Below are 15,066 nucleotides of genomic sequence, written 5' to 3' on the forward strand. Positions count from 1 at the left end.
CCCTCCTCTATCTTTTATAAATAATATCTTCTGCTAACGATGTAAACACTTCTCCAACAAGAGAATCTTCATCATATACAGATGAACCGCTATTTTCTTCACGTTTTGCAAAAGGTACTTGTGCGATTACTTCTGTTTGCAATTGTTCTGCTAACATTTCCCCGCCGCCTTTTCCGAACAGATAATTTTTCGATCCATCTTGTTCTTCATAATAAGCCATGTTTTCCACAATACCTAAAATCTCGTGTTTCGTATGTTTTGCCATTACGCCTACTCTAGATGCTACGAATGAAGCTACATTATGTGGTGTTGTAACGATAATTTCTTTCGCCTGCGGAATCATTGCTGCAACATCAATAGCAACATCTCCTGTACCAGGTGGTAAATCAAGAAGTAAATAATCTAATTCTCCCCAGTGCGTATTCGCAAGGAAATTTTGAATCCATTTATTTAACATCGGTCCGCGCCACATAACCGGATTATTTCCTTCTGTAAAAAATCCCATAGACATAATTTTAACACCGTGACTAATAACTGGAATTGCTGTTTGATCAATCATCGTTGGTTTTTGATTCGTTTCCATCATAGCTGGAATGCTAAAACCATATATATCTGCATCTAATATCCCCACTTTTTTGCCCATACGAGCTAAAGCTGTTGCAAGATTAATTGTTACAGTTGATTTTCCGACCCCACCTTTTCCGCTCGTTACAGTAAGAAATTGTACTCCTGAATCAGGACGAAGCATGCTTGGCATACCAGTTTCTGTTCTAGTATTTTTCTTTAACTTCTCTGTTAAGACTGCACGTTCTTCTTTTGTCATAGAACCGAATGTTAAATCTACTTTTGATGCACCAATTGCGTAAAGTGATTCTTCAATATCTTGTTGAATTTTTGCTTTTAACGGACACCCTTGAATCGTTAGCACTACTTCAAGTTTAACCTCTGTTCCATTCATTTGTATATTTCTAACCATGTTTAACTCCACAATACTTTTGTGTAATTCTGGATCCTCTACATGTTTTAACGCATTCATTATTTGTTCTTGAGTAAGCATAGAACTCATCCCTTCTCGTATTCGAATTTATATATAGCATCTTCTTATCGTTTCAAGAAACGCTTATTATCCACCACTAACAGGCGGGATGAATGCGACAATATCTCCAGCTCGTATCATCTCTTCATTCGTTACAAACTCTTCATTAACAGCCACCATCACTCTATCAAGCGATTGTAAACTATAGTTTGCTTTGAGCCATTCTTTTAATTGCTGCACAGTCATTTCTTGTTTTTCGAAAATTACGAATCGATCTAACCCGACTTCCTCACGCAAATTTGCAAACAGTAAAATTGTAATCATTTTCTCATTCTTCCTTCTTCGGTTTTCCTGCTGGATATGGTGTATTTTCAAGTTGATCGCCAATCCACATCGTCCCATCTTCCCAAAATTCTTTTTTCCATATTGGGACGATTCGCTTTATACGTTCAATTGCGTATTCATTCGCTTCATAAGCTACTTTGCGATGCGGTGATGAAACTGCGATGACTACCGCAATATCCATTATTTCTAGCCGTCCTACTCGGTGCGTAATTGCTATTTTTGCGTCCGGCCATCTTTCACTAATTTCTTCACCAATTCTCATAAGTTGTTTTACTGCCATCGTTTCATATGCTTCATACTCTAAATGCAGTGTTCGTTTTCCTTTTGTTAATTCTCTCACTGTACCAATAAAAGTTGTAATCGCACCTGCGTCTCTTCTTGCAACCTTATTTGTTACTTCTTCAACTACAATCGGTCTATCTACAATTTCAAATAGCACTTGCCCCATTAGAATCACCTCTCACTTTATAAAATGTCCAAGGCCATTCACTACCTTCGTTATCTTCCAACAAGAGCACATCTACGAACATATCTTTTTTATAACCTCTCGTACCACCTGGAAGTACAATAAATATATTTGTCTCCGCTAGAGAGGAAACTGAGCTAGATTTATCAAACCCTGACGGATAAGCGATTAACTGCCCTTCGTTATATGTTAGTTTTCCTCGTACAAACCTTGTAAATGGATTTGGCTTTAAAAAGTCTTCTCCTAATAACGCTTTTTCTCTTTTTACATGTGCTTTTTCACTAAACATATACGTCCGAATACAAGGTCTTACAAACAATTCAAACCCTACGTAACAAGCAGATGGATTTCCTGATAAACCAAATAATAACTTTCCATTTAATTGCGCTACAGTCGTTACACTTCCTGGCCGCATTGCAACTTTATTGAAAAGAACTGATGCACCTAATTTTTCATATATAGCTGGCAAATAATCGTAATCCCCTACTGATACACCACCTGTTGTAATGAGCATATCTACTTGGCTTAATGCTTCTTTTACAGCCGTAAAACACGTATAAAAATCATCGCTAAACTTCCCAAAATATTTTACTCTTCCGCCTGCTCTTCGGATTTGAGACAATATCATATACGTATTACTATTTCGGATTTTCCCTGGCTGTAATGAATCGTTTACATCCAGTAATTCACTGCCAGTCGCTAATAGTCCAACTACAGGCTTTCTCGCAACTGGCACCTCGCTATACCCGAACGTAGCAAGAAGAGCTGAAATACCTGGATTAATGTATGTTCCTTTCTTTGCAAGAACCGTTCCTTTACGAGCATCTTCACCTTGAAAAGAAATATTATCGCCCGTTTTGAATGACCGTTTCAATTCCATATACTTACTGCCAGCCTCCTCATATTGACGAGTCAGCTCTAGCATAACAACTGCATCACATCCACTCGGAATCTGTGCTCCCGTCATAATTCGAACTGCTTGAAACGGACCTACTTTCTCATCGAATAGCGATCCTGCACCAATTTCACCCACTACTTCAAATACAATTGGCGTTTCATAACTGGCTAAATTCGTATCTTCTGCTCTAATAGCAAACCCGTCATACGGTGAACGATTAAATGACGGCACATCATGGTCAGCTACTAAATCCTCTGCTAATATACGTCCGTAAGCTAATTCAATAGGTAGTAGCTCCTTTAAGCCGTTATGAGCAAATCCCATCACTTTACGAACAGCCTCTTCAACTGTGATTGGTACTCTTCTTTCCATTGTTGACAACCCTTTCTATTAGCCGAATACGCGATAATATAGTTGTTTCGCTTTCGAAATATCATTTGTGCCATGAATAAAAACACGACCATCCCGAAAAACAACGATGCGGTACTCATCTAATTGGCAAGATAGTAAATACGGATTCCGATTTACTTCCCCCACTTTTTTTAATACTTTTTCTATATCATCAAAATTGTATTTTCTATTGTCTACTGGTCTAATTTGAACTGTATTTCTTCCGCATAAAGCAGCTACCTTCGTTTGATTTTCGTATAATAAATAAGGATAAATGCGATTCAAACCGCATGAAGAGCAATTGTCTGTCTTGATTTTCCCTAGTTTTATAAAATGGTTTTGATTACTCCATATATCAAATATACAAAATGTTTTTCTAATTGCTGCAAAATCTTCTACTAAAATTTTGAGTGCTTCCGCCACTTGATATGCTGCGACGATTTGTACAGTCGGGCTAATAATTCCAGCTGTATCACACGTCACACCTGTAACTGGAACGTTCTTCAGCACACAATGTAAACAAGGTGTCTCTTGCGGAATAATTGTACAACTCATACCGTACGAGCCAACGCAAGAACCATATACCCACGGGATATTATGTTTTTGTGATAAGTCATTTATTATAAATCGGATATCGAAATTATCTGTTGCATCAATGATTACATCGACATTTTCTAATAGCCCTTCCAAGTTTTCTACACACGCATCCATTACGAAAGCATGTATTTGTACTTCCGAATTAAGTTTTTCTAGCCGATTTTTAGCAGCGATTGCTTTTGGCAATTTCTCTCTTGCATCTTGTTCAGAGTACAATTGTTGCCTTTGTAAATTACTCCATTCAACGTAATCACGATCTATGATCGTCAACTTGCCAATACCTGCACGTACGAAACTTTCGGCACTTGCACTTCCTAATGCGCCTACTCCTACAATTAACACATGTTTATTTCGAATTTTTTCTTGCCCTCTACTCCCAATTGGTTTAAACAAATGTTGTCGTGAATACCGCTCAGCCATTACATACCCTTCCTCTCACGAACTCTATTTCATATTAGAATGTTGTTTTTGATAACAAGCAAAGTACGCAAATCCAACAAAACCAGCCCCGCCAATTACATTTCCGATAAAGACAGGAACAAAATTTTTAGCAAGATCCATCCATGTGAGATGACCTGCAAAAATAACTGCTGAGATGACAAACATATTTGCTACCACTTGCTGAAATCCAATCACTACAAATGCCATAATGGGAATCCAAATTCCGATTATTTTTCCGACAAAATCACTCGTCCCATAAGCGAGCCAAAGCGCCAAACAAACGAGCCAATTACACCCAATTGCTAAAATTAAAGTTCTTCCAAATGATTCGTGTAACTTGCCTTCCGCTATCGCTACTGTTTTATTTAAATAATCCCCTTCTGTTAATCCGCCAAGATGCCCGAAACAATACGCTACGAAAATAGCTCCTATAAAATTCATGAAAGTAATCCAAATCCAGTTATTCAGCACACTTACGAATGTAATTTTCTTTGCATAAAGCGCCATAGACATTGACATCATATTTCCGGTAATTAATTCTCCTCCTGCTAATACGACGAGCATGAGTCCAACAGGAAAAACCGCGCCTCCTAAAACATTTACTAAACTCCCCCAGCGCTCAGGTAAATTACCTAAAACGCGAATGTTAAGTAAAAAACCGAGCGAAATAAATGCTCCTCCTAAAAAACCGAGAATAAGCATTGCTGGCAAGGTCTGACTTACTTTTTGAACACCGGCCTCAATAACAAGCTCAGCAATTTGTTCCGGTTTATGAAATGACATTACCAATTCCTCCATTTTCTCCAAATAAAAAAGCAGCTTCAAAAAACCTCTTCAAAATAAAGGTTTTTGAATGCTGCTTAATTTCTCTGCACATCTTTTACAGAGAGATCAATCATCACTTTTACTATAAAATAGAAAATCTACAATTCTTGTACACCTTCCATTTTTCACTTTTATGTCAACTTTATATTAACCACCGATATGTGACATTTCAATTTTAGGCATAGCTTTTTTATTACTATTACTTAACCGTTCATCTGAATAACGATCTTCTCGGTTGTTCCATATGTCCCGTACGACATCTGTTATTTCCTCGTCAGTGTAGTCAGATCGAAGCAGGTCTCTCAAGTCATTTCCTTTAGAAGCGAATAAACAAGTATATAATTTTCCTTCTGCAGAAATACGAGCTCTCGTACATGAAGAGCAGAAAGAATCTGTTACTGATGAAATAACACCTATTTCTTCATTACTTCCAATATAACGATAGCGAGTCGCAACCTCACCTGCATAATTCGCTTCTATCCGTTCTAATGGCATAACTTGATGAATCATATCTACTATTTCTTGTTTAGATACGACCTCTTTTAACTCCCAACCATTATAATTTCCAACGTCCATATACTCAATAAAACGAAGAATATGTTTGTTTTCCTTAAAGTATTGTGCCATCTGCAAGATGTCCTGTTCGTTTTTCCCCTTTTGAACGACCATGTTTATTTTAATTTTCATTCCAACTTCAGCTGCAGCTTGTATGCCTTCCAGAACCCTTTGTACTTTGCTTCTATTACCATTTAAATAGAAAAACCGCTCTTCTTCTAAGGAATCTAAACTAACTGTCACACGTGATAAACCCGCCTTATATAAATCAGGAGCAAACTTTTTAAGTAACGATCCATTGGTTGTTAAGCCGATATCCTCTACACCATCTATTTTATTAAGACGCTCAATAAGCCGCGGAAGACCTCTTCGAAGTAACGGTTCTCCGCCTGTAATCCGTAATTTTCTAACACCTAAAGAAACGAAAATACGCGTTATCCTTTCAATTTCATCAAAAGATAAAATTTTATCATTAGACAAAAACGAGTAATCCGGACCAAATATTTCTTCTGGCATACAATATCGACAGCGAAAATTACAGCGATCAGTAACTGAAATACGTAAATCCTTTAACGGACGTTGTAGTTTGTCTAATGTGACAGATTTCATATTTATTGCCTCGCTTTTACTTATTTTATATTTAAAACACGCTCTGGGTGCGTATATACATTTAAGGATTGATTCCGAATAAATCCTATCGTAGTAATACCTAATTCTTTTGCTAGCTGCAAAGCTAACTCAGTTGGAGCTGATTTTGACAATATAATTTCACAACCAATTTTTGCAACTTTCAATAATATTTCCGAAGAAATACGACCGCTAAAAACAATGATTTTATCTCTTATAGAAATATTATTTTTTAAACAATAACCGTAAATTTTATCTAACGCATTATGCCTTCCGATATCCATTCGACTTAAAATAATACCATTCACATTGCACAAAGATGCATTATGAACGCCCCCTGTATGACGAAATGTCTCCGCAGATTGCTGCATTTCTTTCATTAATCGAAAACAGTCTTCTGCAGTAACCTGTACATGGACGCCATTCATTTTCTTTGCGCTTAGTGCATCATTTGCAAAAACAAACCCTTGTCTACTCATACCACAGCATGAAGTAATATAACGTTTATTTTGCATTTGTTCGTAATACGGATTTACTTTTGCCGTCGTGACATGTACAAATCCTTCTTTCTCTTGTACCCATATGTCATCAATATCTTCATACTTCCGAATGATTCCTTCAGATGCTAAGAAGCCTATTACCATATCTTCTATATATTCTGGAGTACTAACCATTGTAACAAACTCCTGTCCGTTCATTTTAATCGTGACTGGAAACTCTGTTACAATGCTGTCCTCTATATGTTTAAACGCCTCTTGTTCATAACGAAAGATTTCTCTTTCTACCTGTATCGGTTTCACGATCAGTATCCTTCTCTCACGTTATATTTTTATCAAAAACAAATACCGAAACTGCAATATCTTCTTCTACTTTCATATCTGAAAACAAATTCACTAATTTCGCTCCAACAAGTTCCTCCAAATGTTCACGGGAATTTGCAGCATACACTTCTTGAATCATTTTCGTTCTAGCCATATGAACCATTTCCGCACCGTCCATCGTACTTGAAATGAATTTTTCAGTAGGTGTTAAGTTTCCGTAAAGAGTCGCAATCGCCATATTTTCAGCGAAAACAGTATGAATTCGTTCTGGCCCTTTTCCGAAAAGTTCCTTTCGAAGTTTTCGAATCATATCATTAAATTCATGTACTTTTTTTGACATACAATTATACCTCCCAAAAAACCTCATTTTACTTTATTATATATTTTACCAAAATGAGCCTTCCGCCCAAACTATTTCGTACAAACATTTGGGCGAAAAGGTTCACTTCATGAAGTTTATTCTTCTTTTAATCCTTTTCCCATACCTTTTAAGAAATGAAGCCCAAACCCGATAGCACGGTTAATATCGGGGTCTTTCAATACTTTCATAAGATCGAATACCCCTACTTTTTTATTACTCTCTAGATGTTCATTACCTTTTTCTAGCCCTACTAATAAGCTACCTATAAGCTTTTTCGTAAGCTCCGGATCAAGTTCTGTTAAAGCACCCGCAGCCCCCATCATATTATTAATTAAATTTGTAACGGGCTCACGAGTCACTTGACCAAGAACAATCTTTGCGATTGGTTCTTTCGCCTTTAGCATAGAATTTGCTGCTTCTAGCATGCCAATATCATTCAATTCCCCTACTATATTAAACATTTGATTTAGAGCGTCTTCATTATTAGCTAGAAGCTCTTTTAAATCATCTAATTTTTTCTGTTTTATTTCTTCTTCAGTTAATTCTTGTTTTTGAATCATTTTTATAGGTGCAGCCATATTTTTCTCCTCCTACTTATCCGTTAAATGCACATACCCTGGACGTGTCCACTTACGATGTACCTCAATACCAGATTGAGGATGACGTTTTTTATTACGCGGGTTCGCTTTTGGCATCGGATTTTCGCCATCAACTTCCAGCACTTCCATACGCACTTTCGTCTGTTTATAAGCAGGTGTGTTCGTACGCGTATCAACGGCAGGACCTGTTAAGAAATTAATTGCTGTTTCATTATCTGTAGAGTTCATCGGTAAATATAACTCATTCGCTTTTACACGATCTGTTACAAGTGCACGTAATTTTAACGCTCCAAACGGAGAGACAAGACGGACTAATGAACCAGTTTTTACTCCACGTTCTTTTGCAAGTGCTGGAGAAACTTCAACGAAAACGCCAGGCACTTTCGTTTGAATACCTGTTGATTTATTTGTCATATTCCCTTCATGGAAATGCTCAAGCATACGACCGTTATTAATGTGAAGATCAAACTCCGCTGGGAATTCAGCTGGGCGTACCCAGTCAGCAATCGCAAAACGAGCTTTTTTATCTGGGAAGTTAAATCCATCTTGGAAAAGGAGCGGTGTATTCGTTCCATCAAAACTTCCCCAATGGAAACTATTCCATCCTTCAAGCACTTCATAGTTTGCTTGTGAGAATAGTGGTGATAAACTTGCCATTTCAGCAAAAATTTCACTTGGATGACTATAATTCCAGTTTGCACCTAATTTATTCGCAATCGCCTGCACAATCCACCAGTCTGGTTTTGCATCTCCAAGCGTAGGAAGCACTTGATATAGTCTTTGAACACGACGCTCTGTATTTGTGAACGTACCTTCTTTCTCAAGAGACGGCGCTGCTGGTAATACAACATCTGCATATTGAGCCGTTTTAGATAAGAAAACATCTTGCACAACGAAGAAATCAAGGCTCGATAACACCTCATGTACATGGTTCGCATTCGAGTCTACAAGAGCCATATCCTCTCCGACAAGATACATAGCTTTCATTTTCCCTTCGTCAATTGCGTGCAGCATTTCAATATTATTAAGACCTGGTTCACTATTAATTTTCACTCCATAAGCCATTTCAAATTTCGCACGTTCCATATCATTCGTAACGTGCTGATATCCTGGGAGCCATCCTGGTAAAGTACCCATATCACAAGCACCTTGTACGTTATTATGACCTCGAAGCGGATATGCACCAGCGCCTGGACGACGATAATTACCTGTTGCAAGTAGTAAGTTTGAAATCGCAGCGGAAGTATCAGATCCACCTGTATTTTGCGTTACCCCCATTCCCCAAAGGATACATGTACCATCTGCATCACGAATCATTTCAGCCATTTGAATCAGTGTTTCTTTTGAAATACCAGTCATTTCTTCTGCATATTCAAGTGTATATGCTGTAAGGCTCTCTTTGAAATCTTCAAAGAAATTTACATTCTCATCAATAAATCGTTGATCGTGCCAGCCTTGATCAATCATATATTTCGTAACAGCCATTAGCCATACTTGATCTGTTCCTTGTTTTGGACTAATAAAGACATCTGAACGCTCTGCCATTTCTGTTTTACGAAGATCAGCCACAATTAATTTTTGTCCGTGTAATTTATGTGCACGTTTAATACGTGTAGCTAAAACAGGATGACCTTCTGTCGGATTACAACCTACAATAATAACAAGACCAGATTGTGCAATATCTTTAATCGTTCCAGCATCTCCGCCCATACCAATTGTACGGAATAATCCGTCTGTCGCTGGTGATTGACAATAACGTGAGCAGTTATCAATATTATTCGTTTCAAATACTTGTCGAGCTAATTTTTGAATCACATAATTATCTTCATTCGTAATTTTAGATGAAGAAATAAAACCGATAGCATCTTTACCGTACTCTTCTTTAATCGATCCTAATTTACTTGCAACTACATTCAACGCTTCTTCCCATGTAGATTCAACAAACGTTCCATTTTTACGAATTAAAGGTTTCGTAATTCGTTCTTTAGAATTTACGAAGTCCCAACCAAATTTTCCTTTTACACAAGTAGAAATTGCGTTAACTGGCGCATCAGAAGAAGGTTGTACTTTAAGAATTTTACGCCCTTTCGTCCACACTTCAAATGAACAACCTACACCACAAAATGTACATACTGTTTTCGTTTTCTTCGTACGAGTATCACGCATGGCCGCTTCCACTTCTGATACCGCAAAAATACCGCTATATCCAGGCTCTACTTCTTTAATTAAATCTACCATCGGCTCAAGAATATCTGGCTTTAGTCCCGTCATAAATCCAGCTTCACCGAGCATCGTTTTCTCCATTAAAGCGTTACAAGGACAAATCGTTACACATTGACCACAGCTCACGCATGAAGAATCATTAATATTTACTCCTTCATCCCAAATCACTCGCGGGCGTTCCGCTTCCCAGTCTATTGATAACGTTTCATTTACTTGTAAGTTTTGACACACCTCAACGCATTGACCACATGCAATACATTGGTTAGGATCATAACGATAAAACGGATGTGTCATATCCACTTCACTTACATCTACTTTCGGTTCATAAGGATATTTTTGATGTTCAATTTCCATTAATTCTGCTGTATTATGCAGTTTACAGTTCCCATTGTTGTTGTCACATACTGTACAGTATAATAAATGATTTTCTAATAACCGATCCATCGCCTCTGTTTGTGCTTCTTTCGCACGAGTAGAGTTACGTTCAATGTTCATACCTTCTGTCGCTACTGTCGAACAAGAGCGCATTAACTTTCCGTCAACTTCTACAATACAAGTGTCACATGTTTGAATAGGATCTACTTCTGGCACGTAACAAATTTGCGGATGTTCAATCCCGTTCTCATTTATCACACCCAATATCGTTGAACCGGGCTCCGCTGTATACTTTTTTCCGTCAATTGTAATATGAACCATGTTGTTATTCATGGTCTTTCCCCCTTTTTGAGAATAAAAAAACTCCACCACGAAAATATACGCACCACATTTCGGCACGTTATTATCATGGTGGAGTAGTTTATTAGCACATCTTGCTAAAATACCAATCCATTTATTCATAAATAAAACGATAGAGTCATAACAGGTCATATCACGATTCCATCTTTAACACTATAATTATAGCGTTAAAGTTAAAAATATACAATATAAAATTTAAACTACGCATATGTCCGTATGGAACTATCCATAATAACCCATATAAAGTGAAACTTTAATCAGCCCTCACCAATCGGGATAAAACATAACAAGGAGTAAGCAAACAAATGGGGTCTTTTAATAAATGGATTCGTGGTGAAAAATCTTTTTCTAACCAAGAGCAAGCTGATCACACATTAAATAAATCTATTTCTTCTTCTCTTTCCCTTAATTTAAAGCACTTGTCCAAACTGTTTAGCGGTATTCCAGAATTAATAACACGCAATTTTCCATTAAAAAACGGACAGGAAGCTGCACTTATATATATGGAAGGACTTGTAGACAAAACTGTTATTAACGTAAACATCCTTCGTCCTCTCTTATTTAAAGAGTGGAATGAAGACGATTTTTGGGAAGCCTCTGTTTCTATCGGAAATATTAAAAAGATTGAGCAGTGGACAGACATTGAACAATCTCTTTTACACGGCAAAAGTATTTTATTTATAAACGGGCAATTATCCGCTTTAGAGCTTGATACGCAAGCGGCACCAAAAAGGAGCATTGAAGAGCCTACAACAGAGAGCTCCATAAAAAGCTCACACGAAGGATTTAATGAAGTAGCGAGCGACAGCCTTGCACTTATTCGTCGATATATTCCAAATCGCGAATTGAAAGTGAAGGAATTCACTGTTGGTGAACGAGCTACTTCAAAGGTTTTTTTGCTTTATCTAGCAGATGTTGCGGACGAAGATGTCGTAAAAGAAATGGCATCCCGTATCGAATCAGTAAAAGTGGATGCGATTCTTACTACCGGAGAATTAGAAGGATTTGTTGAAGATAATTCCTATACTCTCTTTCCGCAATTATCAATAACTGAACGTCCTGACACAACAGCACATCATATTCTAGATGGGCGAATTGCTGTTGTTGTAGATCGTTCACCAGGCGTATTAATAGGACCAATGACTTTTTCAGCTTTTTTTCAGACGATAGATGATTACAGCTTCAGACCAATGATTCCATCTTTTATACGATTACTTCGTTTCACTGGATTATTTATTGCAATTTTTGCTCCTGCTCTTTATATTGCTATGATTTCCTTTCATTATGAAGTGATTCCACTTAAATTATTGTTAACGATTGGAGAATCTCGAGCTAAAATTCCTTTTCCTCCTATATTAGAAGCACTTTTGATGGAATTAGTACTTGAAATGCTCCGCGAAGCTGCAGTTCGGCTTCCGGGTCCCGTTGGACAAACCATTGGCGTCGTAGGAGGGATTGTCATCGGACAAGCTGCAGTTCAAGCAGGAATAGTAAGTAATGTCATGGTTATCGTCGTATCTATTACTGCAGTCGCTTCTTTCATCATCCCTAATCTAGAAATGTCTGCAGGAATTCGACTTCTTCGCTTCCCAATGATGATAATTGCCTCTTTATTTGGTGTCATTGGCATTATGGTTGGGATGGCAATCATTATTATTCATATACTTTCTATGGAATCTCTCGGTGTTCCTTATGGTAGTCCTTTTTCTCCGTTATTTGCTTCGGATTTAAAAGATATTCTTATACGTTTACCATGGAAAATAATGAAGAAGCGCCCACTATCCCTTAACTTAAAACAAGAGAATCGACAACGCGATATAGAAGGAACGGAGGAAGAGAAGTGACAAAGCGTGCAAAGAGGGAGATTAGTTTATTTCAATACATTTTAACGATTAGTGGTGTTCAAGTAGGATTCGGTGTCCTTACACTTCCTCGTGAAGTTGCACAAGGGGCGAATACAGATGGATGGATTTCTATTATTATTGGATGCGCTATCACTACTTTAGTCAGTCTATGTATTGTAAAAATTATGGAAAAGCATCCTGGGTATACTTTACTTGATGTGCTGACTCGTTATCTTGGGAAGTGGCTAGGAAAATTCGCTATGCTTCTTTGGATTTTATACGCTATACTTGCTGCGGTCTCCTTAATCTTTTCTCTTTTATATGTCATTCACATTTGGATTTTACCTAGAACTCCAATGTTTTTAATTATGATTTTGCTTTCTATTCCAATGCTTATGCTTGCATGTAAAGGTGTACTTATTATTAGTCGCTTTGCCGTTTTCACTGTGCTTTTTACCCTCTGGATACCATTACTATTGTTTATCCCTCTTAAAGATGGTCATTGGATATATCTTCTTCCCTTTCTAAAGGAAGGATGGCTACCAGTTGTAACCACAGTGAAATCAACTATCATTGCGTCTCTCGGATTCGAGTTTGCATTCGTCCTTTATCCCTATCTAACTAACAAATCAGCTGCAAAAAAAGGCATCGTTCTTGCAAATATGATTACGTTATTCGTCTACCTACAAGTTACGTTCGTTTCTTTCGTTTATTTTAGCCCAGATGGTATAACTAAGTTTTTATGGCCGACTCTTTCTCTTATTACACCATTTCACTTTTCATTTCTGGAACGGTTTGAAATTATCTTTTTGTCATTTTACCTCTTCATTATTTTCGATTCGTGCATTCCTTATATTTTTACCGCTTCAGATGGAATCAATCAATTACTTAACAAAAAAGGGAGTCCGTTACCTGTTTGGATTTTATTATTCGGATGCATTTTCGTTCTATTCTTTTATATCCCTTCCTCTTACCAAATAAGTGCGTTGCGAGAATTTTGGGGAACTGCCAGTTATTTTATCGTTTTTCTATTTCCAGTCGTATTTCTCTTATACATGACACTATATCAGTATTGGGAAAGGAGAAGAGTTTAAATGAGGCGCTTTATTCATTTCACTATACTTTGCTTTCTCATAACCTTTTTAACAGGCTGTGGAGATCGTCTAGACTTAGAAAAACAATCGATTTCATTAATTTACGGCTTTGACGCAAAAGCAAAAGGTAAATTAATTGTGTACCACGTAAACCCTATTTTTAATGAAGATGTGGAGAAAAAGTACGAAACTCATGAAGCGAAAGTACGTACACCCCGAGAAGCAAAAGCAACGTTTAATAGTTCAAGTAGCGGTTTAGTGTCTACAGAAAAGTTACAGCTCATTTTATTTAGCACGAAATTTTTAAAACAAGAAGGTGCTATGCCTTACCTTGATGTTTGGTACCGCGATCCTAAAAATACCGGAAACATGCGCATGGTTGCAGTAGACGGGCCAATTTCTTCTGTTATATATAATAACTTTAAAGATAAACCTGCTCTTCCTGAGTATTTAACAGATTTAATTAATACAAATAAATTATACAATCGGACAGTTTTCACACCATTTCATGAGTTTCATAGGCAAACTTTTAATAAAGGTATAACACCTGCTATTTCAGAAATAAAAAAAGGAAAAAAAGATGTTATCGTTACAGGCTCTGCACTTTTAACTTCTCGCGGAATTTATAAGATGTCTTTAAATCGCTATGAAAGTGCCCTTCTGCTCATGTTGCAAAAAAAAGCTAATATACCTGTTTCACTTACAATGAAAATCCCTTCGCATTCAGTTGAAAGTAATAGTCATCTAAAAGATACAGAAGGTGAAGATTTCGTATCAATAAACGTTCTTAGCATGAATCGTGATATCCGTACAGGCTATAGCGATAACCACTTCAAATTTAATGTTAAAATGGATTTAAAAATTGCCGTATCTGAACTTACATTCAATATGGATATAGATAAAGATAGGAAGAAATTAACTTCTCTTATTACAAAACAACTAAACAAAGATTTGAACAATTTAATCCACAAAATTCAAAAACAACAACTCGATCCATTCGGATTTGGTGATTATGCGAGAGCGTTTCAATATGAAGAATGGAAAAAAGTTGAAAACGCTTGGCCGAGTGTCTTTTCAAAAGCTAACGTGAAAGTAACACCTACGATTAAAATTTTAGAAAATGGGATTATTAAATAGCAAAAAAACACGCTACTTGCTCTTATACGTTTAAAGAGTAAGTAGCGTGTTATCATTTTTATTTTGAAGCTT

At 37.0% G+C, this 15,066-nt stretch carries 14 protein-coding genes; 3 read left to right on the forward strand and 11 right to left on the reverse strand.

Annotation, left to right across the window (positions count from 1 at the left end; genetic code table 11):
* Positions 1–7: 7 nt before the first annotated feature.
* From ACTFNE_RS11110 to fdhF, 11 genes are all read right to left on the reverse strand, one after another.
* On the reverse strand, positions 8–1,057 hold the full coding sequence (locus ACTFNE_RS11110) for a P-loop NTPase (protein ID WP_046198283.1): 1,050 nt from the start codon (positions 1,055–1,057) through the stop codon (positions 8–10).
* Between the two features lie 66 nt (positions 1,058–1,123).
* On the reverse strand, positions 1,124–1,360 hold the full coding sequence (gene moaD, locus ACTFNE_RS11115; RefSeq protein WP_046198282.1) for a molybdopterin converting factor subunit 1: 237 nt from the start codon (positions 1,358–1,360) through the stop codon (positions 1,124–1,126).
* 4 nt (positions 1,361–1,364) lie between these two features.
* A complete protein-coding gene (moaE, locus tag ACTFNE_RS11120; protein WP_046198281.1) occupies positions 1,365–1,829 on the reverse strand; it encodes a molybdopterin synthase catalytic subunit MoaE in 465 nt (154 codons plus the stop codon).
* Positions 1,810–3,117: a molybdopterin molybdotransferase MoeA gene (gene moeA, locus ACTFNE_RS11125; protein ID WP_270705004.1), complete on the reverse strand. Its 1,308-nt coding sequence runs from the start codon at positions 3,115–3,117 to the stop codon at positions 1,810–1,812. Before moeA ends, moaE begins: the two co-directional genes overlap by 20 nt.
* Positions 3,118–3,135: 18 nt before the next feature.
* On the reverse strand, positions 3,136–4,152 hold the full coding sequence (locus ACTFNE_RS11130) for a molybdopterin-synthase adenylyltransferase MoeB (RefSeq protein WP_046198279.1): 1,017 nt from the start codon (positions 4,150–4,152) through the stop codon (positions 3,136–3,138).
* Positions 4,153–4,176: 24 nt separating this feature from the next.
* Entirely contained in the window at positions 4,177–4,956 is a 780-nt protein-coding gene (locus ACTFNE_RS11135; protein WP_046198278.1) for a formate/nitrite transporter family protein, read from the reverse strand.
* 189 nt (positions 4,957–5,145) lie between these two features.
* Positions 5,146–6,162: a GTP 3',8-cyclase MoaA gene (gene moaA / locus ACTFNE_RS11140; protein WP_046198277.1), complete on the reverse strand. Its 1,017-nt coding sequence runs from the start codon at positions 6,160–6,162 to the stop codon at positions 5,146–5,148.
* 20 nt (positions 6,163–6,182) lie between these two features.
* A complete protein-coding gene (gene fdhD, locus ACTFNE_RS11145) occupies positions 6,183–6,980 on the reverse strand; it encodes a formate dehydrogenase accessory sulfurtransferase FdhD (RefSeq protein ID WP_046198276.1) in 798 nt (265 codons plus the stop codon).
* 16 nt (positions 6,981–6,996) lie between these two features.
* On the reverse strand, positions 6,997–7,341 hold the full coding sequence (locus ACTFNE_RS11150; protein ID WP_000039582.1) for a DUF2294 domain-containing protein: 345 nt from the start codon (positions 7,339–7,341) through the stop codon (positions 6,997–6,999).
* A gap of 116 nt (positions 7,342–7,457) precedes the next feature.
* Positions 7,458–7,940, reverse strand: a complete 483-nt coding sequence (locus ACTFNE_RS11155; protein WP_000729889.1) for a DUF1641 domain-containing protein — start codon at positions 7,938–7,940, stop codon at positions 7,458–7,460.
* Positions 7,941–7,952: 12 nt separating this feature from the next.
* Complete coding sequence (gene fdhF, locus ACTFNE_RS11160; protein WP_270705001.1) at positions 7,953–10,892, reverse strand: formate dehydrogenase subunit alpha; 2,940 nt, start codon at positions 10,890–10,892, stop codon at positions 7,953–7,955.
* 332 nt (positions 10,893–11,224) lie between these two features.
* Here fdhF and gerSA point away from each other — a divergent pair, with 332 nt between their 5' ends.
* From gerSA to gerSC, 3 genes are read left to right on the forward strand one after another with little or no spacing between them, the layout of a single operon-like run.
* Positions 11,225–12,763: a spore germination protein GerSA gene (gene gerSA, locus ACTFNE_RS11165; RefSeq protein ID WP_046198274.1), complete on the forward strand. Its 1,539-nt coding sequence runs from the start codon at positions 11,225–11,227 to the stop codon at positions 12,761–12,763.
* Positions 12,760–13,857 (forward strand): endospore germination permease, encoded by a 1,098-nt coding sequence (locus tag ACTFNE_RS11170; protein WP_046198273.1) that lies wholly within the window; start codon positions 12,760–12,762, stop codon positions 13,855–13,857. The genes gerSA and ACTFNE_RS11170 overlap by 4 nt, the downstream gene beginning before the upstream one ends.
* Positions 13,858–14,994 (forward strand): spore germination protein GerSC, encoded by a 1,137-nt coding sequence (gerSC, locus tag ACTFNE_RS11175; RefSeq protein ID WP_046198272.1) that lies wholly within the window; start codon positions 13,858–13,860, stop codon positions 14,992–14,994. It begins immediately after the preceding gene.
* The last annotated feature ends 72 nt before the right edge of the window (positions 14,995–15,066 follow it).

Origin of the sequence: Bacillus cereus group sp. MYBKT111-2 (assembly GCF_051915205.1) — a bacterium.
Taxonomy (GTDB): domain Bacteria; phylum Bacillota; class Bacilli; order Bacillales; family Bacillaceae_G; genus Bacillus_A; species Bacillus_A paranthracis.